Source organism: Salinisphaera sp. LB1 (assembly GCF_003177035.1).
Taxonomy (GTDB): domain Bacteria; phylum Pseudomonadota; class Gammaproteobacteria; order Nevskiales; family Salinisphaeraceae; genus Salinisphaera.
The window spans coordinates 1,509,333-1,528,844 of the sequence record NZ_CP029488.1; the positions used below are offsets into that span (position 1 = coordinate 1,509,333).

Here is a 19,512-nt window from a genome sequence, read left to right on the forward strand (position 1 = left end):
CTTGGAGCGGATGTCACCGAGGCTCGCGCGTTCACATGACCGGAGCATGACAGTCATCGCGTTGTCGTGTGGATCTGCTATGTCTGGGGGATGCTTGACCGGGAACTGTCATCGATTCGAGAGGCACGGCCGCTGCGTGGCGGGCTGCCCGTGATCATCGAAACGCGCGCGCTGCGGCGCTGGCTTTCCTTCGCCCTGGCCGGTCTGACCGCATTCGGCGTGGACATGAGCGTTCTGGGCATGCTGGTGCACGGGCTGGAGATGGCGCCACTACGGGCGCGGCTGATATCGATTCCGCTGGCGGCCAGTACCGCCTGGTTGATCAATCGTCGCTTCACCTTCGTCAGCGGCGACGATCGGGCGCGCTGGCATCAGTGGCTGCGCTATCTGGCTGTCAACACGGTCAATGTGATCGTCAATTACGGCTGTTATCTCGGCCTGGTTTCGGCCACCGCCATCGGCGCGGCCCATCCGTTGCTCAGCGTGGTGCCGGGCGCGCTGGTCGGCCTGTGGGGCAATTATCTGCTGGCCGGTCGTTGGGTGTTTCGCGACCCGAACCTGTCATCCGGCCGTTAAATAAACGACATATGGCGGTCATACGCGGTGTCGACAATATGCGCACAGGTTCTGCGTGGAGGCACAGCCATGTCGTTTGACGACGTCCTCGACCCCCGCCCGGTACGTCACGACGACCGATCCACTCGCATCTATGCCCCCAGCGGTGGGCCGTCGCCCGCGACGCCCCGGGGCTTTCACTGTTACCGCAGCGTCTGGATCTCGGATTTCCATCTCGGCACGCGCGGTTGCCGCGCCGAGCGGCTGCTCGATTTCCTCGCCACCGTGCGCTGCGACACCCTGTATCTGGTGGGCGACATCATCGATGCCTGGGCGCTCAAGAAAGCCTGGTACTGGCCGGCCAGCCACAGTGCCGTGATCCAGGCGGTGCTCTCCCTGCACCGCGATCACGGCACCCGCATCGTCTATGTGCCCGGCAATCACGACGAAATGCTGCGCGATTACCTGCCGCTGGATCTGGCCGGCATCGAGATCTGCAACGAGTGTGTGCACAAGACGGCCGACGGGCGCCAGTATCTGGTGATTCACGGCGATGCCTTCGATGCGGTCTGCACCGAGGCGCGCTGGCTCGCGGTGCTGGGCGATTATGCCTACCGCGGGGTGATCGTCGGCAACAGCTGGTTCAACGCCATGCGCCGCCGGCTCGGCTATCCCTACTGGTCGCTGTCGGCATTCTTGAAATACCAGGTCAAGAACGCGGTGGCCTTCATCGGCCGCTTCGAGGAGGCGCTGGCCGACGAAGCCCGGCGACGCGACCTGGACGGCATCATCTGTGGCCATATCCACACCCCGTCGCGGCGCACGGTCAACGGCGTCGATTACTGCAACGATGGCGACTGGGTGGAATCCTGTACTGCACTGACCGAGGACTTCGCCGGACGTATGGAACTACTCTACTGGGGACGCGGGACCGACGATGAAATGCCCGCCGAGCGCGAGAGCCGTCGCCGGGCGGCCTCCGCATGAAGATTGCACTCGTTAGCGATGCCTGGCATCCGCAGATCAACGGCGTGGTTCGCACCTTGTCCACGGTGCTCGACGAACTGACGCGGCTCGGCCACGAAGTCACGCTGATCACGCCGGATCGCTTTAGGAGTCTGCCGTGTCCCGGCGAACCGGAAATCCGGTTGGCATTGGCGACGGCCACCCAGGTCGGGCGCCGGTTGGCCGAGGCGCGACCGGAGTCGATTCATATCGCCACCGAGGGCCCGCTCGGCCAGGCTGCTCGTCGCTACTGTCTACGTCAGGGGTTGGTCTTCACCTCCTCGTATCACACGCATTTCCCGCAGTATCTGGAAATGCGCATGGGCGTGCCGCGCCGGCTGACCTTTGCCTTCATGCGCCGTTTCCATGCGGCGGCGAAACAGGTTCTGGTGACCACCGATACGCTCGCCGATGAACTGGCCACCCATGGCATCACCCATACCGTGCTATGGCCGCGCGGAGTCGATGCCCGCGCCTTCGCGCCGCGCGACGACGCCATGGCCGTCGATGGGCCGAAACCGGTCATGGTCTACGTCGGGCGCGTGGCGGTGGAAAAGAACATCGGCGACTTCCTCGATCTGGACGTGCCGGGCACCAAGGTCGTGGTCGGCGATGGGCCGCAACTCGCCGAGCTCAAGCGACGTTATCCGGATGTGGTTTTCGCCGGTTGGCAGACCGGCGAGGATCTGGCGCGCTGGTACGCCGCCGGCGATGTGTTCGTGTTCGCCAGCCGCACCGACACCTATGGTCTGGTGCTGCTCGAGGCGCTGGCCAGCGGCCTGCCGGTGGCGGCCTATCCGGTACCCGGCCCGGCCGACGTGCTCGGCCACGCGCCGCACGTCGCCTGTCTCGACGATGATCTGGCCACGGCCGTGCGCGGCGCGCTGACCCTGTCGCCCGAAGACGCCCGTGCGTTCGCGCTGGACTACTCGTGGGCCGCCTGTGCTCAGCGTTTCGTGGATCATGTCGAGCGCCTCGACCCGGCGGCTTGGGATACCCCGTCGTCGTCGCTGGCGGCGCGGCTGAGCGCGCCGGTCGCGCGGTTCATCGGGCGATGAAACGGCTCACAGGCTGACCACGCGGCGTTCGGCCGCGGCGGTACGCGCGGCTTCGATCACGCGGAGCCCGGCTACGGCGTCGCCGGGATCCACCGGCATCGCGCTTTGTTCGCGAAGCGCGGCGGCGAACCGGCGATAGAAGGCGGGGTAATCGCCCGCGTGGCTGGGGATCGTCGCGAACTGTTCGCCGGCACCGAGCCGCCCCCAGGCGTTTTCCGGCTCCGTGCCCCAATCGTCGTGGCCGGGTACCGCGCCGTCACGCAGCCGCTCCTCCTGCGGATCGAGCCCGTATTTCACGAAGCCCGCTCTGTCGCCGAGCACGCGTAAACGCGGGCCGAGGTCGGGCGCCACGCTGCTCATCCACAGATGCGAGCGCACGCCTGAACTGTGCCTCAGGGCGACGAAGGAATCATCGTCCACGGCCGAATCGGCATAACCGGCATCGAGCTCGGCATAAACCTCGCGAGCCGGGCCGAACAGGGTCAGGGCCTGGTCGATCAGATGGCTGCCCAGGTCGAACAGGATGCCACCGGCTGCATCGGGCGCGGCATCGCGTTTCCAGCCGGGCTTGGGTTCCGGCCGCCAGCGCTCGAAACGGGATTCGAAGCGCCGTACCGTGCCCAGCCGACCGGCCTCGATCAGCGCCCGCAGGGTCAGAAAATCGGCGTCCCAGCGCCGGTTCTGGAACACGGTCAACGCCACGCCGCGGTTGCGGGCCGCCGCGATCAGGGTCTCCGCCTGATCGGCCGAAGCCGCCAGCGGTTTGTCCACGACCACGGCCAGGCCGGTCGCGATCGCGGTTTGCGCATGCGCCGCATGCCAGCCGTTCGGACTGGCCACGACGACGGCATCGAATGCGCTGGCCCGGGCCCAGAGCGTTTCGGTATCGGCGATCACTCGCGCGCCGGGATATCGGTCGCCAATCTCGGCGGCGCGCTCGGCGTTTCCGGTGACGATGGCGGCCAGTTCGAGATCCGGGGTGCTGTGGATCAGGGGCGCATGAAAGATGCGGCCGGCGGTGCCGTAGCCGATGACGGCGATGCGGAGGCGGTCAGGCATGATCGGTATCGGTGTTCGGACGATGCTTGGCCTGCGATGCTGACGCAAAGCCGCGTTTACCACCAGCCGGCGGCCTATCGGCGGCGCATGAAAAAAGCCGGTCGTCCGGGGCCTGTTGCCGTTTCGCGCGAGTCCGCGCCAAGCGCTGTTTTGCGGCAAAACAGCGCTTGGCGCAATGGTAGCAGGCCCTAGTTCTTGATCACGTCGCCGTTGAAGTAGAGGCCCATCTGCAGGTTGTAGCGGGTGTTCCAGCTGCCGTCGCTTGGTCCGTCGAATGTCATGGCCGCGTTCTTGCCGGTCAGCACATCCGCCCAGACCTGCAGGATGCCGAACGAGAAGTCCGCGCCGACCGCGTTGAACTGGATGTCGCCGGTCGGATTCGGCGCGTTGCCGGGCAGGGCGCTGTTGAAACGACCACTGCCGCCGGTCATCAGGTAGGCGTAGTTGTCGTACAGCTGGATCGAATGCAGCGCGCCCCAGCCGATCTTGAAGGTCCGCGCCACATTGGCCGCGAAGATCTGGCCGGAGGCCGGCATCTGGTAGGCGAAGCCGTAGTTCTCCATCGTGATGGCGTCGGTCGGCAACGCATTGTCGTTATAGGAGCGTCCGGCCGGGATATTGTAGCGATAGTCGACATACTGCCCCTGCAGCGTCCACGGCCCGAGCGCGGCGTCGACCGCCGCGGTGGCGGCCCAGCGGGTGCCGTAATGGGGCGCGTCTTCCCCCACCTGCAACTCGCCGCCGCGTACCGCGGCCGAGACCTGCACGCTGTGATGTGTGCCCTGGTTGAAGGTATAGGCCGCGCGCACATTGCCGCCGTTGACCTGCTGATAGCCATCGAACGGATTGGAGCCGTACAGACTGTGCTGTTCCAGATCGTCGTTCTTGAAGGCGTCGACGTCGAGGCGCCACGGACCGTTTTCGTACTTGTAGCCCAGCCCGGCGGCCTGGTTGTCGGTGAAGCCGGCGTAGTAGGTCAGGTTGCCCCAGAATGTCTGGTAGCCGAACCTGAGGTTGCCGAAGGGGACATAGAACATGCCGCCCTTGATCTGACTGTGTTTGCCGAAGTCGTAGGCCGCCCAGCCGTAGCGCAGATAACTTGAATCGGCGAAGGCGGTCGGCGACCAGCGATACTCGGCGCCGTAGGAGAGCTTGCCCTCCGTGCCGTGAACGTTGAACGCGGCGATGCCCGCGATCGCGTCGCCGCTGCTGCGGTGGTTCTTCATGTCGGGCTTGAGCTTGTAGCCCGCGGTGAATGCGCCGCCCAGCGTCAATGTCTGCTTGGGTTTGTTCGCCTGGGCGGTGCTCGATGCGCTGGCTTGGTCGCTGGTCGACGCGTTGTCGGTCGAGGGTTCGGCCGGCATGTTATGTTGTTTTTGCTTGAGCGTGGCGAGTTGCGATTTGAGCGCCTGGAGTTGTTGCTGCATCGCCTGCAGGCGATGTGCCTTGCTGGTGTTGCTGCTGCTCTGGGCCAGAGCCTGGCCGGACCAGAGCGCGCTGGCGCCGATCAGCGCCGCGGCGAGACGTAGGCTGGATGAACGATCCACATATCCCCCTTCGATTGATGATGTCCCCAGGGGGCCGCTCGACTGAGCAGGAGCGGCCCGGCGAAAGCGTGCTCGAAGCGATCGACGGCCCTTCACGGTCGATCACGGCATACGCTTTGTGCTTACTGAGCCTAGCACGACCGGCCGATGCGCTGCCGCGGTCGCCCCGGGGCTCGCCCTATGGCGGCGGGACCGGCGAGCCCTCGGGCGCCGGCAGGCCCCGCCGGATCGCATCGGAGAAATCGGAGCTGGCGTGGCCGTCGATGTCGGAGGCGATGGCGGCGTCGTTGATACAGCCGCGACGCCGCAGTTCCGCCGGGGGCAGGCGTGTATCCAGCGCGCCGAGATCGTAGAGATATTCGGGCAGATGACCCGAGGCCAGAAGGCGCCAGTTCCAGGGCAGTCCGGGTACGATCGCCTTGACCATGTCGTAGACCAGCGTCGTGCAGTTCGATGTCAGCGTGTGATAGAACCGCGGCCGGTGTTCCAGGGTGTCGGCAGTATCCAGATAAGCCTCGAACAGCGCACGAATGGCGTGCCGGGGCATCGCCACGCGATACAGATAAACGTCTTCGCGGCGCGCGGTGGTGCGGGTGCGCACGATATCCCGCTCGTCGGCGGCCACCAGGGCCAGTTCACATTGCCGGAACAGGCCGCCGATGGCCGAAAAATCCTCGCCGGCCAAGCGTCGGACCTCGACCGAAAATACCAGGTGCCGACCATCGGCGAAGGCAAAGGACACCAGCGTATGGGCGATCGTCGGTCCCATCCAGTACGAGGCCACCAAATCCACGGCAATGAGCTGGTCGAGATCGTAATCGCGCGTTTCCCAGCGCGGGGTGTAGTCGTCGCGCGTGCGCCAGTCGAAGTTGCGGACGTTGTGCAGGCGGACCTGTGGGCCGTGACGTTCCACGTGGAGCACGCGCGCGACGTCGTCGGCCCAGGGGCGGTCCGAACGCGGACGGATCTGCGCCCACCACAGCGCGAACGCCAGCCCGGCGAGCGCGAAGATGGCCGGACCGAGCCGGTCGGCGGCGATCAGCCCGGCAAGACCGGCCAGCGCGGTGGCCCACCAGGCCGCGATCAAGGCGATGCGTAGCGCGCGCGCGTTGGGGCCGCGAAACCAGAGCGCGCCGGTGCCGTAGCCCGCCACCAGCAGGACGAGCAGCCCGGCGACGACGCGGGCCGCGATCAATAACGCGCCAGTCATCGGTGGGGCACGCTATGCCAAGACGGAATCACGCAGCGCGCGGCCGCCATCATGTCGTGCCTGACCCTAGGGCCTGTTGCCGTTTCGTGCGAGCGCCGCGTTGGAGACCGCAAATCGTGTCCGGCAAGGCGCGAGTCGCCGCGTCGTGGCGTGCCACGATCAAGACTTGCAACGCCGCCGGGCGCGATTTGCGGCCCAACCCGAAGGGACAAGCGCTGTTTTGCGGCAATCCAGCGTTGTAGCCCGCTTGTGCAGAGTGACTGCACGGCGCGCACTACGCCTCGTCTTGCCGCAAAACAGCGCTTGGCGCGGACTCGGACGAAACGGCAACAGGCCCTAATAATGACGGTCCTGCGGCGCCGGCGGCACCCACTGGTAAAGCCAGGTCTCGGTCAGCGTCTGATTGCCGTTGACCAGATAGGCTCGGAGGGTCACCGGGGTGGTGGCGTCGCTCGTGGGCATCCAGTCGAAGACCGCGCGATAGCCGTTGATCGGCTTCATGGCGTGGGTCGAGGTATAACTGATTTTGCCGTTGGAGGCCGATACATTGACCGTCACGTTGGCGTCGTCGGGCAGCTTGTCCAGCGGCGAGCCGACGAAATCGATCGCAAAGCGGCGGGCGTACTGGTCGGGTGACTTGTTGCCCGGAATCCAGCCTTCCTGGACATTGCCCATGCCCGACCAGGTCTTGTCCACAGTGGCCAGGGAGGGTGACACGGGTGGTTCGGGCCACCAGTACAGTGTGTAGTCATAGTGCAGATGCCGGCCGGCGGTCACGGGTTTTTCCGGAATCCAGAACGCCACGATGTTGTCCACGGTTTCGCCGACCGTGGGCATTTCCATGAGCGCGATCTGGCCCTTGCCCCATTTGTTCGTGGGTTTGAGCCACAGGCTCGGCCGGCGGTTATACCAGGTGACCGGGTCGCGATAATCGTTGAAATCGTGATCGCGCTGGACCAGGCCGAAACCGCGCGGATTTTCGTCCATGAAGGTGTTGAACTGGATCGTCGGCGGGTTGTAGAGCGGGCGGCAGATCCATTCCCCGTTGCCGCGCCACATCGACAGCCGATCCGAGTCGTGCATGAGCGGATAGATCGTATCGCGGGCGGTTTCCTGAGCGGTGCCCTTGAGATACATGCTCGTCATCGGCGCGATACCCAGGCGCTTGATCGCCTTGCGCGTATAGACATGCGCCGAAATATCCATGATCACGCCCTGGGCGTTACCGGCATCGATGTTGAAGCGATAGGCCCCGGTCGCGCTCGGTGAATCCAGCAACGCATAGACTGTTACGTGCTCGGAGCCGTCCTTCGGCCGCTGGAACCAGAACTGGGTGAAATCCGGAAACTCCTCGCCGCCGGGCTCGTCGGTATCGATCGCCAGCCCGCGCGCCGACAAGCCGTACTGCTTGTTCTTGTCGATCGCACGAAAATAACTCGCGCCCAGAAACGACGCGACCTCGTGTGCGTACGCGCTCCAGGGCTGGACCGCCAGCCGCCAGCCGGCGAATCCCAGGTTATGGCCTTCGAGCTGGCTCGGATCCACGCCGCTGTGATCGTAGTTGAACAATTCCGGCTTGAAGGGAATCGGATGCGCCCTGCCGGTATCCGGGTCGATATCGTGCATGCGCACCGGTGTATTGAAATGCATGCCGACATGGAAGAAATGCACCCGCAGGGCGACCTTGGGATCCGACGACCACAGCGCGTCGTGCCAGTCGTACGTGATCTTCTGATACTTCAGGGGCGCCAGGCTGGCGAGCGTGTCGGGTAGTGTTTCCGCCGGCGACTGATAGGCCGAGCGCGACATCCTCTGCGCCTTGCTCTTGAGCCAGTGGAAGGAGAATGGCTGGCCCGGGCCGCTTTCAATCGGCGATTTGGCAAAGGCCGGAATCGCCGGCAGCCCGAGGGATGTCAGCGCCAGAGAGGCCTTGAGCAGGGTGCGTCGTTGCATGGGCTGGCCTTATGAATGCTTCCCGGAACAGACAGATCGCCGCGTCGTGGGTTCCCCGGCGGTTTCGGATCAGTCGTCGTGCGCATGGGCTTCCATCTCGTCCAGGAACTCGGCCGCTTCGTCCTGCATGCGCTGGCGCAGGTCGATCATCTTGCGGGCATAGTCGTTGAGCCGGCGGCCCTGGGGCGTATCCGGGGTGAAGGTCGGCACCTTCGTCGGCCGGCCTTCGCCGTCAACCGCGACGAACACCAGAATGCAGTGCGTGGTAAAGCGGGCATCGTCCGATTTCGGGTCGCGTGCATACACGCTCACCGAAATATGCATGCTGGTGTTGCCGGTATGCATCAACTCCGCCTTGAGTTCGACCAGATCGCCCACCCGGATCGGCTTGAGGAAGCGGATGCCGCCGACATAGGCCGTCACGCAGTAGCTGTGCGACCAGTTTGCGGCGCAGGTATAACCGGCGTGGTCGATCCATTTCATGACACTGCCGCCGAAGACATTGCCGCCGAAATTCACATCGGAAGGCTCGGCGAGAAAGCGTAGCGTGATTTCGTGGGTTGACATCGAATACGGGCTTGGAGAATTCGGGCCGAGTTTAATCGTCTGCCGCGGGCAACGCGACTCGCGGCCGGCCCGCCCTTGGCGCTGTCGTAAGCGCGCCGAGCCGGACCGCGTAGACTGGCCCGATCATCCCCACGTGCTTTTGCCATGCAATTGATCGGTTCTCTTGCCTGGGGCCTGTTGCCGTTTCGTGCGAGCGCCGCGTTGGAGACCGCAAATCGTGTCCGGCAAGGCGCGAGCCGCCGCGTCGTGGCGTGCCACGACCCAGGCTCGTAACGCCGCCGGGTGCGATTTGCGGCCCAACCCTTCGGGACAAGCGCTGTTTTGCGGCAATCCAGCGTTGTAGCTCTCTCACGTAGAACGACTACGCCACGTTCGCTACGCCTCGTCTTGCCGTAAAACAGCGCTTGGCGCGGACTCGCACGAAGCGGCAACAGGCCCGACGTTCGGCGCACGCGCCTGCTGCTGGTCGACGTCGACTACGAATTTCGCGATCTGGCGATCTACGGCGCCGACCAGGCTGAGCTGGCGCGCCATAATCCGACACTCAAGATTCCGACCCTGATCGATGGCGAGACGACGTTGTTCGACTCGCGGGTCATCCAGCGTTATCTGGCGGCGCAGCGGGGGCATGCCCCGCTAAGCTGGCGCGAAGAGAATCAACTGACCGTGATCGACGGCGCCAACGATGCCTTCGTGGCCTTGCTCCTGGCCGCGCGTTCCGGACTCGACCCAAGCCAGGATGCGATGATCTACAACCGGCACCGCGAGCGCATCCGGACCTGCCTCGACTGGCTTGAGACGGCGGCCGCCGACGGTGCGTTCGATCATTGGCACTATCCGGCGATCTGTGTGTACTGCATGCTCGACTGGGTGGTCTTCCGCGAACTCCATGATATGTCCGGCTACCGCGCGCTGGCCGCGGTGCGCGAGCGTCATGGCGGGCAACCGGGCGTTGCCGCGACCGATCCGCGCCAGGCCGTCTGAGCGTCTATTCATAATGGGCGCGGGCCCATGTAGACATGTCGGACCTGCTGGCCGTACATCTCGACCGTGCCCGCATAACGCCGGTCGCCGCGGCGATAGAACTCGAAGCCGTAGCGGCGGGTCAGACGCCAGTTGCCGTGGCTGTCGCGGGTCAGACCAATACGCTTGAAAGCCAGTTCGTCAATGAAGGTCACTTCGGCTTCGGCGCAGGCGTTCTGGGCCGCGCGCCGGGCTGTTGCGCGCGCGCCCATCTGGCGCCACCACACCAGCGCGACGATCGCCAGACCGATCAGCCACGGCGCCAGATCGATCATGCGTGCCCCGGCGTCTGCAGCCTGACCGTGCCTGAGCGGATGTCGTCCACCGAGCGCGCGCCGGACAGGGCCATGGTGAGCTCGAAATCGGCCGCGGTGTTGGCGATCCACTCGGCGACTCCGCCCGTGCCCGCCAGTGCCAGCGCATAGGCATAGGGGCGGCCGATAGCGACCGCGTCCGCGCCCAGCGCCAAGGCCTTGACGATGTCGGCGCCGGTGCGCACGCCCGAATCCAGCACCAGCGTCAGATCGGGGGCGGCGCCGCGGATGGCGATCAGCGCGTCCAGGCTGGCGATCGCCCCGTCGACCTGGCGGCCGCCGTGATTGGATACGATCAAGCCATCCATGCCGGCTTGGGCGGCGAGTCGTGCGTCGTCGGCCGAGAGGACGCCCTTGAGCAGAATCGGCAAGCGGGTGTGTTCGCGCAGCCATGCCAGGTCGGACCAGCGCAGGTCCGGGCGTGAGTAGGTGGCCACGAACTGGCGTACCGCGGCCAGGCCGCGGCCGCTGCGCAACGCGCGCCAGGCCGAGCCCGGATAATGCCGTGCGCTGGCCAGGACATTGGCCAGCAGCTTCGGCGTGATCGGCGGACGATCGGTCTCGGCGGATGATTCAGTCAGCATGGCCTGGAATACCGGGTCGTGGGTGTACTGGGCGAGGCCCTGTCCGCGCAGGAAAGGCAGATGCCCGAGATCGAGATCGCGCGGGCGCCAGCCCAGCAGCGGGGTGTCCAGCGTCACCACGAGGGCTTCGCAGCCACAGGCCTCGGCGCGGCCGATCAGCGATTCGGCCAATGCATCGGATTTCGGCCAGTACAGCTGGAACCAGCGCGGCGCGCCGGGGGCAAGCGCGTCCATGGCTGCGGCACAGGCTTCCATCGGCCGGCTGGCCTGACTCGACAGAATCGCCGGGATACCGGCGGCGGCGGCCGCGCGCGCCGCGCCCACATCGGCGTCGCGGTGCGCCAGTTCCAGCGCGCCGATCGGTGCCAGCATGAAAGGATGCGGGTAACGGCGGCCGAATAATGAAACCCCGGTGTCGCGGCAGGAGATGTCGGTGAGCATGCGCGGCACGATCCGCCACGCGTCGAACGCGGCCCGGTTCGCCGCCACGGTGGTTTCTGCTGAAGCGCCGCCAGCGATATAAGCGTACGCGACCCGCGCCATGCGCCGCCCGGCCGCGGCGGCGAGCGCGCCCGGCTCGACCGGAATCGCCGGCCGGCGCCCGGCCAGTCCTGCGGAATAAATCGCTTGTTGGCGATTATTCGTGCCGGTGGCAGGTGTCAATTGGTCGTAGCCGGCCATGCGTCCACTCGTGTCGTTTCCTGCTTCAGCATAGAGTGAGCCGCCGCGGGCGCCAACGGCAATTGGGCGCGGCCTATGACCTTTTTGTGATCACAAAAAGACGCTAAATGCGCTATAACAGTGCAAATCCTGCCCGGCGAGCGCTCTTTTGGCGCCGAATCGGCCGGCGCGAGGTCTTGTGAGACTTGGTCCAGGGCTTGCTAGTGCATCCCGGGCGGGCCGTCTTGTGTCGATTGCAGCGATGTTTGCACCGTGAGCCCGCGATTCGACAGACGGCCATACATTGCGGCATGTTTGGATTGTGATCACAAATAAAGATCTCTATGAGCGACTACGTTGATAGCTACTACCGCGACAGCCGGCGCATCACGCTGGCGTCCACGCCGCCGCTGACCGGTTCACGCCGCGTCGACGTCGCCGTCGTGGGCGGGGGCGTGACCGGCTGTTCGGCGGCGCTCCATCTGGCTGAGCGGGGCTATTCGGTCGCGCTGGTCGAGGCCAATCGCATCGGCTGGGGGGCGTCGGGCCGCTCCGGTGGCCAGATTCTGACGGGGTTCGGCACCGCCATGGCGACATTCGTCGATGCGCTGGGTACCGACGATGCCCGCCGGGTGTTCGAGATGTCGCGCGAGGCGGTCAGGCTGACGGTCGATCGTATCCGGCGTCACGACATCGACTGCGATCTGCGCGATGGCGCGGTCTATGCCGCGCTCAAGCCGCGTCACATGAAGGGCTTCGCGGCCGAACAGAAGCACATGCAGCAGGTCTATGGCTATGACGGCCTGACCCTGCTCGATCGTGACGCGCTCAACGCGCGCGTGCGTTGCCCGTCCTATATCGGCGGGTTGTACGATGCCGAATCCTGGCACCTGCATCCGTTGAATTATGTGCTGGGTCTGGCGCGTGCGGCCCAGCAGGCCGGTGTGACGCTGCATGAGCAATCGCCGGTCGAGCGCATCGTGCATGGCAGGACGCCGACCGTGCATACACCCGAGGGCGCGCTGACCGCCGACCATGTCGTGCTGGGCGGCAATGCCTATCTGGCGGCCGATGTTGCGCCCGAGCTGGCGGGCCATCTGATGCCGGTGGGCAACTACATCATCGCGACCGAGCCGTTGTCGCCGGCCCAGGTAGCCGAGACGCTGCCGGGCGACGACGCGGTTTCGGATGCCAATTTCGTACTCGATTACTACCAATTATCCGCGGCGCCCGCGGATGGCCCGCGCATGCTCTATGGCGGTCAGGTCAGCTACGGCAAAAAGCCGCCCAAGCGGCTCAATGAGCGCATGCAGGCCAAGCTCGGCCGGCTGTTTCCGGCGCTGCAGAATATTGGCATCGACTACAGCTGGGGCGGATTGGTCGGGGTCACCCGCAATCGCGCCCCGCATTTCGGGCGCATCGGCGACAACGTGTTCTATGCGCAAGGCTATTCCGGCCATGGCATGGCGCTTGCGGGATTGGCCGGGCAGCTGATCGGCGAGGCCGTGGCCGGGCAGTCCGAGCGTTTCGATCTCTATACCCGACTCACGCATCGCCGGTTTCCGGGGGGCGAACGTCTGCGTACGCCGCTGCTGGTACTGGCGACCAATTTCTACCGTATGCGGGATCTACTCTAAATGAGGGCGGATATGACAGGGCAGTCGACAGCAGCGGCACCGGCAATCTCCGAGCCGACGACCCAGCAGAACCAGGCCACCGGCCGCAGTGGCTCATCGATCGAGTTGCACGGTCTGAGCAAGCAGTTCGCCTCGGATTCGATCGCGCTGCGCGGGATCAATCTCAAGATCAGCGGCGGTGAATTCTTCACGCTGCTCGGACCATCCGGCTGTGGCAAGACGACCTTGCTTCGCATCATCGCGGGGCTGGAGAACGCCACCGATGGCGAGGTCGAGATCGGCGGCGCCTCGGTCACCCATGTACCGGCGCACAAGCGCAACGTGAATACGGTGTTTCAGTCCTACGCGCTGTTCAATCACCTCGACGTGCGCGAGAACATCGGCTTCGGGTTGAAGATGCGCGGGGTTAGCAAGGACGAGATCAAAAGGCGCGTGGCCGAGACCGCCGAGTTCATCAAGATCGGCGAGCTTCTCGGGCGGCGGGTCGATCAGCTGTCGGGCGGCCAGCGTCAGCGCGTCGCACTCGCGCGGGCGCTGGTCAATGAGCCCGACGTGCTGCTGCTCGACGAGCCGTTGTCCGCGCTCGACGCCGGACTCCGCAGTGAGCTACAGCTCGAACTGTCGCGCATTCAGCGCCGGCTGGGCATGACCTTCATCTTCGTGACCCACGACCAGCAGGAAGCGATGGTCATGAGCGATCGGGTGGCGGTGCTCAATGACGGCCGCATCCAGCAGGTCGGCCCGCCGCAGGCGCTCTACGAGCATCCCGAGAACCTGTTCGTGGCCCGTTTCATGGGCCACCAGAACCTGTTCGAGGTGCGTGCCCAGGACGCGTCCGGGCTGGATATCTGCTGCGGCCGGCTGGCCGGCGATTTCGAGCGCGGCAGTCATGTCCTGATCCGGCCGGAGACCATGACCGTCTTGCGCGAGGCGGAGGCCGAGCCCGGTCCGAATGTGTTCCCCGCCACCGTCAAGGAACGGGTTTATCGCGGCCACGTCGCCGAGTACACGCTCGATCTCGGCCGCGACACCGAGATCGTGGCCACCTGCAACAACGTGGGCGAGCCGATGTTCGATGTCGGCACGCGCGTGGCGGTCGTCGTACAGACCTCGGGAGCGGTCACCTTCCATGCCTAGCACAAAACAAACACGGACCATGGGGGCCTTCGCGACCCGCGGCAGCGAATCGCCCAAACGCCGCGAGCCCAGCCATACCGGCCACCTGATCGCGGTCATCTCGCCCGGCGTGATCTGGATCGTCGTTTTTCTGGTGCTGCCCAGCGCCTATCTGATGACGATCGCGTTCATGACCAATGGCACCTATGGCCTGCCGCGAATGCCGCTGACACTGGAAGCCTTCAAGGAGTTGGCAGGCTTCGGTTTCCTGGGCTGGTCGCCGGGCAATCTCTATACCCTGATCCGTTCGATCTGGCAGACCGTGCTGTCGACCGGACTGGTGATCGCCATGGCCTATCCGGTGGCCTATTACATCACCCGCGCGCCGGCCCGCATGCGCCCGCTCATGCTGCTGACGGTGGTGGTGCCGTCATGGACCAATCAGGTCATCCGCGCGATCGGTTGGATGAATATCCTGTCGCCGGGTTCGCCGGTGAGCAATTTTGCGGCTTCCATGGGGCTGATCTCGCCGCAGATGGGGTTGTTCCCGTCCAAGTTCGCGGTGGTGGTCGGTCTGGTCTACAACTTCCTGCCGTTCATGGTGCTGCCGCTGTACGCGGTGTTCGAGAAACTCGACTATGCCCAGATCGATGCGGCGCGCGATCTGCGCGCGGGGCCGATCCGGACTTTCATCCACGCCGTGCTGCCGCAGACCCTGCCCGGGCTGCTGGCCGGCACCGTGCTGGTCTCGATTCCCGCTTTCGGCATGTACGTCATTCCCGAGTTGCTCGGTGGCGGCAAGTCGATGATGCTCGGCAATCTGGTGGCCCGCCAGTTCGCGGCGGCTTCGAACTGGCCGCTGGGTGCGGCGGGTGCCTTGATCATGATCATCGCGACGTTGCTCGGCCTGCTGGTGCTGCGTCGCCTGGGCAAGAAACTCGGCGGTGACTCGCAGGTGGTGCTATGAGTGGGAGTGGGTTCAATCGGGGGCTCCAGGCCTTTTGGTACGTGATGCTGTTCTTTCTTTACGCACCGCTGGCCGTGGTCGCTCTGTATTCGTTCAACAGCATCAACTCGTCAGCGGTTTTCGCGGGCGTATCGCTGCGCTGGTACGCCGCGCTGTTCTCCAATGAAACGATTCTCCATGCCTTCTACAACAGCCTGACACTGGCCATCACCTCGTCGATCATCGCCACGGTAATCGGCACGCTGTTGGGCTACGGCATGTACACCTATCGCCACCGTCGGCTGGGCTGGCTGGTCTGGCTGGTCTATCTGCCGATCGTGATGCCCGACATCGTCTACGGCATTTCGCAGATGAGCTTCTTCACCTCGATCAGCAACGCCACCGGCCTGTTCAACCTGGGGCTGGGCACGATGGTGATTGCCCACGTCAGCTTCCAGGTGCCGTTCGTGGCGCTGCTGATCTACTCCCGGCTGGTTGGGCTCGACTCGATGCTGTTCGAGGCCTGCCACGATCTGTATGCCAACGGCTGGCAGCGGGCCTGGTACTTTATTCTGCCGACGCTGCGTCCGGCGATCGTGTCGGCCTTCTTCCTGGCCTTCACGCTGTCGATCGACGATTTCGTGATCAGTTTCTTCACCTCCGGCCCGGAAAGTACGACGCTGCCGATCTTCATCTGGAGCGCGATCAAGAAGGGCGTGACGCCGGAGGTCAACGCGATTGCCACGCTGATGATCGGGGCGGTATTCGGGGCGGCCGCGATCGCGCTCGCTTTCCAGTACGTGCGACTCGCACGCTCGCAGGCCAGTGATTAGTTTCTCAACCAGGGGATCGGGGGCATGTCATGAAACGACGTTGCAATAGAATCGTACTGACCGCAGTGCTGGTGCTGGTGCTGGGGCTGACGGTCGCGACCGCAGCGAGCGCCGAACCGGCGAAGAAGTTGTATCTGTACAACTGGTCGCAATACATGAGCCCGAAGATCCTCACGGCCTTCGAGCAGCAGTATCACGTCAAGATCGTGCGCAACTTCTATCACTCCAATCCGGAGTTGTTCGCCAAGCTGCGGGCCGGCGGTGATTCCCAGTATGACGTGATCTTCCCGTCGAACTACTACGTGCCGCGGCTGATCGCGACCGGGCTGATCCAGCCGCTCGACAAGACGCTGATCCCGAACTACGACAACCTGATGCCGCGGTTCAGAAAGCCCCCGTACGATCCCGAGGGTAAGTACGTCGCGGCCTATCAGTGGGGCGATACCGGCATCGTCTACAACACCAAGAAGCTGGGCCAGCAGCCCGCCAGCTGGTCGATCCTGTTCGATGCCAAGAACAATCCGCAGTATCCCTTCGCGATGATGACCGATGCCCAGGTGATGCTCGGTGCGGCCTGCGCCTACCAGGGCCACGGCTATGCCTGCCACGGCGACGACAACTGGAAGCAGGCGGCGCAACTGGTGCTCAAGACCAAGCAACGATCCAACTTCAACGGTTTTCGTGACGGCGTGCCCGTGCTCAAGCAGCTCGCCCGGGGCACGGTGGACGCCGCGCTCACCTATAACGGCGATTATGTCTCGGAGAAACACGATAATCCGCAGGGGCTGAAAAACACCACGTTCGTGGTGCCCGCCGAAGGCGCCGAGCTGTGGGTGGACAATATGGCGGTTCCGGCGCATGCACCGCATCCGAAGCTCGCCAACGAGTTCATCAATTTCGTGCTGGATGCCAAACGCGGCGCCGAGCTGTCGAATTTCAATTACTACGCCAGCCCCAACCAGGCCTCCAAGCCGTATCTGGATGCCGCATTGTCCAAGCCGCCGATCATGCCCACGCCGGCCGAGATGAAGGTGCTCAAGTTCACGCCGTCGATCCGTGGCCATGATCTGCAATTCGTCCAACAGCTATGGACCGAGATCCGGTCGCGCTAGGGGCGATGCCATGCCATATACAAGCACCCGGCCGTATCCGAACCACACAGCCGCCGGAGCGGTAGCCGACATGAATGAATCCAAGACCCGGCGCGTGTCTGCGCTGGCCGCCCGCCTCGGCTGGCGCGGTCTCAAACGACTGGTCCCGGCGCTATTGCTGGCCCTGGCCGGTCTGGCTAGCGCCCAGGCTGCGCCTTACGGCGACAAGCTGGTGTTGTTCAATTGGTCCGACTACATCAGCCCCAAGCTGATCCAGGCGTTCGAGGCCAAGTACCACGTCAAGGTGGTGCAGAATTTCTACGAATCCAATCCGGAAATGTTCGCCAAGCTGCGCGCCGGCGGCGACGCCCAGTACGACGTGATCGTGGCTTCGAATTACTATATTCCGCGGTTGATCGCGAGCGGCCTGATCCAGCCGCTCGACAAGGCCGAGATCCCGAATTTCGACAATTTGATGCCGCGCTTCCAAAAGCCGGCCTACGATCCGACGGGCCGCTATACGGCGGCTTACCAGTGGGGCGACACCGGCATCGTCTATAACACCGCAAAACTGGGCAAGCAGCCGCCGAGCTGGTCGATCCTGTTCGATCCGACGGCGAACTCGAAGTATCCGTTTGCGATGGGTACCGATGCCCAGGTCATGACCGGGGCGGCGTGCGCCTATCAGGGCCATGGCTACGCCTGCCGCGGCCGCGACAATTGGAAGCAGGCCGCGAAGCTGTTGCTGAAAACCAAGAAACGCCCGAATTTTTCCGGTTTCGTGGATGGCACGCCGGTATTGCGCCAGCTCGCGCGCGGCAGCGTGGCCGCGGGGGTGAGTTTCAACGGCGATTACCTCCAGGACAAGGCGAACAATCCGCAGGCCTACAGGCACCTGAAGTTTGTCGTGCCCAAGGAGGGCGCCGAGCTTTGGGTCGATACCATGGCGATCCCGGACAAGGCGCCGCACGCCAAACTCGCCAACAAGTTCATCAACTTCATACTCGATGGCAAGAACGGTGCGACGCTGTCGAATTTCACCTGGTACGCCAGCCCCAACAAGGCAGCCCAGCCTTACCTGAAGCCGGCGCTCAAGCGCCCGCCGAGCCAGCCGACTGCCGCTCAGATGAAGCGTCTGCACTACACGCCGGCGCTCAAGGGCGATTCGCTACAGTTCGTCCAGCAACTCTGGAGCGAAGTTCAATCGCGCTAGTTCACGTCACCCGTATCCGAAAGACCCACCCAACAAGCAGCACGAGGACCCGATGATGAGAAAACTCCGACCCCTGACCCGACTGATTGCAGCCGCGACCGTCGCAGCATTCGCGCTACCGGCGTTCGCCGCCAACAGCGACACGTTGTACATCTTCAACTGGTCGCAGTACATGAACCCGAAGATCATCAAGCAGTTCGAGGCGAAGTATCACGTCAAGGTGGTACAGAGCTATTACAACTCACAGCCCGAGATGTTCGCCAAGCTGCGTGCCGGCGGCGACTCGCAGTACGACATCGTCGTGCCGTCGAACTACTACGTGCCGCGGCTTATCCATACCGGGCTGATCCAGCCGCTCAACAAGAAGCTGATTCCCAACTACGACAACCTCATGTCGCGGTTCAAGGACACCAGCTACGATCCCAAGGGCAAGTACACGGCCGCCTATCAGTGGGGCGACACGGGTATTGCCTACAACGTGAAGACCCTGGGTAAACAGCCGGCCAGCTGGTCGATCCTGTTCGATCCCAAGGCCAATTCGAAATATCCGTTCGAGATCGGTACCGACGCCCAGGTGATGTTCGGTTCAGCCTGTGCCTATCTCGGCTACAAATACGACTGCCAAGGGCGCGACAAGTGGACCAAGGCGGCCAAACTCATCCTGAAGACCAAGAAGCGGTCCAACTTTAGTGGCTTCCAGGACGCCACGCCGACATTGAAACAGCTCGCGCGCGGCAATATCGCGGCCGGCATGGCCTATAACGGCGACTATGCCTTCGATAAGAGCCAGAACCCGGACGGTTTCAAGAACATCAAGTTCGTCGTGCCCAAGGAAGGCGCCGAGCTCTGGGTGGACAACATGGCGATTCCGGCCCATGCGCCGCATCCGAAGCTGGCCAATGAGTTCATCAACTTCATCCTGAAGGCCAAGATCGGCGCCGAGCTGTCGAACTGGAACGCCTATGCCAGCCCGAACAAGGCATCCAAGCCGTATCTGGACAAGTCGCTGACCCAGCCACCGGTCATGCCGACCGACGCGCAGATGAAGCGTCTGCATTTCACGCCGGCGATCGAAGGCGACAACCTGCAGTTCGTCCAGCAACTCTGGACGGAAGTGCAGTCGCGCTAGCGATGGTACCGG

The 19,512-nt window shown here is 64.2% G+C and carries 18 protein-coding genes; 11 read left to right on the forward strand and 7 right to left on the reverse strand.

Annotation, left to right across the window (positions count from 1 at the left end; genetic code table 11):
• Nucleotides 1-90 precede the first annotated feature (90 nt).
• The 3 genes from SALB1_RS06820 (at nucleotide 91) to SALB1_RS06830 (ending at nucleotide 2,618) form a co-directional block, all read left to right on the forward strand.
• A complete protein-coding gene (locus SALB1_RS06820; RefSeq protein ID WP_109993182.1) occupies nucleotides 91-576 on the forward strand; it encodes a GtrA family protein in 486 nt (161 codons plus the stop codon).
• 69 nt (nucleotides 577-645) lie between these two features.
• On the forward strand, nucleotides 646-1,542 hold the full coding sequence (locus SALB1_RS06825) for a UDP-2,3-diacylglucosamine diphosphatase (RefSeq protein ID WP_109993183.1): 897 nt from the start codon (nucleotides 646-648) through the stop codon (nucleotides 1,540-1,542).
• Nucleotides 1,539-2,618, forward strand: a complete 1,080-nt coding sequence (locus SALB1_RS06830) for a glycosyltransferase family 1 protein (RefSeq protein ID WP_109993184.1) — start codon at nucleotides 1,539-1,541, stop codon at nucleotides 2,616-2,618. Before SALB1_RS06825 ends, SALB1_RS06830 begins: the two co-directional genes overlap by 4 nt.
• Before the next feature lie 6 nt (nucleotides 2,619-2,624).
• Here SALB1_RS06830 and SALB1_RS06835 read toward each other — a convergent pair whose 3' ends face one another.
• The 5 genes from SALB1_RS06835 to SALB1_RS06855 all read right to left on the reverse strand — a co-directional run bounded on the left by SALB1_RS06835 (nucleotide 2,625) and on the right by SALB1_RS06855 (nucleotide 8,954).
• Nucleotides 2,625-3,677: a Gfo/Idh/MocA family oxidoreductase gene (locus SALB1_RS06835; RefSeq protein ID WP_109993185.1), complete on the reverse strand. Its 1,053-nt coding sequence runs from the start codon at nucleotides 3,675-3,677 to the stop codon at nucleotides 2,625-2,627.
• 188 nt (nucleotides 3,678-3,865) lie between these two features.
• The gene (locus tag SALB1_RS06840; protein WP_109993186.1) at nucleotides 3,866-5,224 is read right to left on the reverse strand and encodes a hypothetical protein; all 1,359 of its coding nucleotides are present in this window, start codon (nucleotides 5,222-5,224) and stop codon (nucleotides 3,866-3,868) included.
• Nucleotides 5,225-5,402: 178 nt separating this feature from the next.
• Nucleotides 5,403-6,434 carry a DUF4105 domain-containing protein gene (locus tag SALB1_RS06845; protein ID WP_109993187.1) on the reverse strand — a complete coding sequence of 344 codons (1,032 nt, stop codon included), beginning with the start codon at nucleotides 6,432-6,434 and terminating at the stop codon, nucleotides 5,403-5,405.
• A 336-nt stretch (nucleotides 6,435-6,770) separates the two neighbouring features.
• A complete protein-coding gene (locus SALB1_RS06850; protein ID WP_109993188.1) occupies nucleotides 6,771-8,387 on the reverse strand; it encodes a glucan biosynthesis protein in 1,617 nt (538 codons plus the stop codon).
• 69 nt (nucleotides 8,388-8,456) lie between these two features.
• On the reverse strand, nucleotides 8,457-8,954 hold the full coding sequence (locus tag SALB1_RS06855) for an acyl-CoA thioesterase (protein WP_109993189.1): 498 nt from the start codon (nucleotides 8,952-8,954) through the stop codon (nucleotides 8,457-8,459).
• Between the two features lie 459 nt (nucleotides 8,955-9,413).
• Here SALB1_RS06855 and SALB1_RS06860 point away from each other — a divergent pair, with 459 nt between their 5' ends.
• Complete coding sequence (locus SALB1_RS06860; RefSeq protein ID WP_370453247.1) at nucleotides 9,414-9,938, forward strand: glutathione S-transferase family protein; 525 nt, start codon at nucleotides 9,414-9,416, stop codon at nucleotides 9,936-9,938.
• Between the two features lie 8 nt (nucleotides 9,939-9,946).
• Here the strand turns inward: SALB1_RS06860 and SALB1_RS06865 are convergent, their stop codons facing one another.
• Together SALB1_RS06865 and SALB1_RS06870 are read right to left on the reverse strand one after the other, a co-directional pair.
• Nucleotides 9,947-10,252, reverse strand: a complete 306-nt coding sequence (locus SALB1_RS06865) for a DUF3301 domain-containing protein (RefSeq protein WP_109993191.1) — start codon at nucleotides 10,250-10,252, stop codon at nucleotides 9,947-9,949.
• On the reverse strand, nucleotides 10,249-11,556 hold the full coding sequence (locus SALB1_RS06870) for an alpha-hydroxy-acid oxidizing protein (RefSeq protein WP_109993192.1): 1,308 nt from the start codon (nucleotides 11,554-11,556) through the stop codon (nucleotides 10,249-10,251). The genes SALB1_RS06865 and SALB1_RS06870 overlap by 4 nt, the downstream gene beginning before the upstream one ends.
• Nucleotides 11,557-11,879: 323 nt before the next feature.
• Between SALB1_RS06870 and SALB1_RS06875 the strand changes: the two genes are divergently transcribed.
• The 7 genes from SALB1_RS06875 to SALB1_RS06905 are packed head-to-tail and all read left to right on the forward strand — an operon-like array spanning nucleotide 11,880 to nucleotide 19,500.
• On the forward strand, nucleotides 11,880-13,172 hold the full coding sequence (locus SALB1_RS06875; RefSeq protein WP_109993193.1) for an FAD-binding oxidoreductase: 1,293 nt from the start codon (nucleotides 11,880-11,882) through the stop codon (nucleotides 13,170-13,172).
• A 12-nt stretch (nucleotides 13,173-13,184) separates the two neighbouring features.
• Nucleotides 13,185-14,309 (forward strand): ABC transporter ATP-binding protein, encoded by a 1,125-nt coding sequence (locus SALB1_RS06880; protein WP_109993194.1) that lies wholly within the window; start codon nucleotides 13,185-13,187, stop codon nucleotides 14,307-14,309.
• Nucleotides 14,302-15,255 carry an ABC transporter permease gene (locus SALB1_RS06885; protein WP_199678714.1) on the forward strand — a complete coding sequence of 318 codons (954 nt, stop codon included), beginning with the start codon at nucleotides 14,302-14,304 and terminating at the stop codon, nucleotides 15,253-15,255. The genes SALB1_RS06880 and SALB1_RS06885 overlap by 8 nt, the downstream gene beginning before the upstream one ends.
• Nucleotides 15,252-16,067 carry an ABC transporter permease gene (locus SALB1_RS06890; protein WP_109993196.1) on the forward strand — a complete coding sequence of 272 codons (816 nt, stop codon included), beginning with the start codon at nucleotides 15,252-15,254 and terminating at the stop codon, nucleotides 16,065-16,067. The genes SALB1_RS06885 and SALB1_RS06890 overlap by 4 nt, the downstream gene beginning before the upstream one ends.
• Before the next feature lie 29 nt (nucleotides 16,068-16,096).
• On the forward strand, nucleotides 16,097-17,179 hold the full coding sequence (locus tag SALB1_RS06895; RefSeq protein WP_109993197.1) for a PotD/PotF family extracellular solute-binding protein: 1,083 nt from the start codon (nucleotides 16,097-16,099) through the stop codon (nucleotides 17,177-17,179).
• A gap of 10 nt (nucleotides 17,180-17,189) precedes the next feature.
• Nucleotides 17,190-18,371, forward strand: a complete 1,182-nt coding sequence (locus SALB1_RS06900) for a PotD/PotF family extracellular solute-binding protein (protein ID WP_199678715.1) — start codon at nucleotides 17,190-17,192, stop codon at nucleotides 18,369-18,371.
• Nucleotides 18,372-18,426: 55 nt separating this feature from the next.
• A complete protein-coding gene (locus SALB1_RS06905; protein WP_109995314.1) occupies nucleotides 18,427-19,500 on the forward strand; it encodes a PotD/PotF family extracellular solute-binding protein in 1,074 nt (357 codons plus the stop codon).
• The last annotated feature ends 12 nt before the right edge of the window (nucleotides 19,501-19,512 follow it).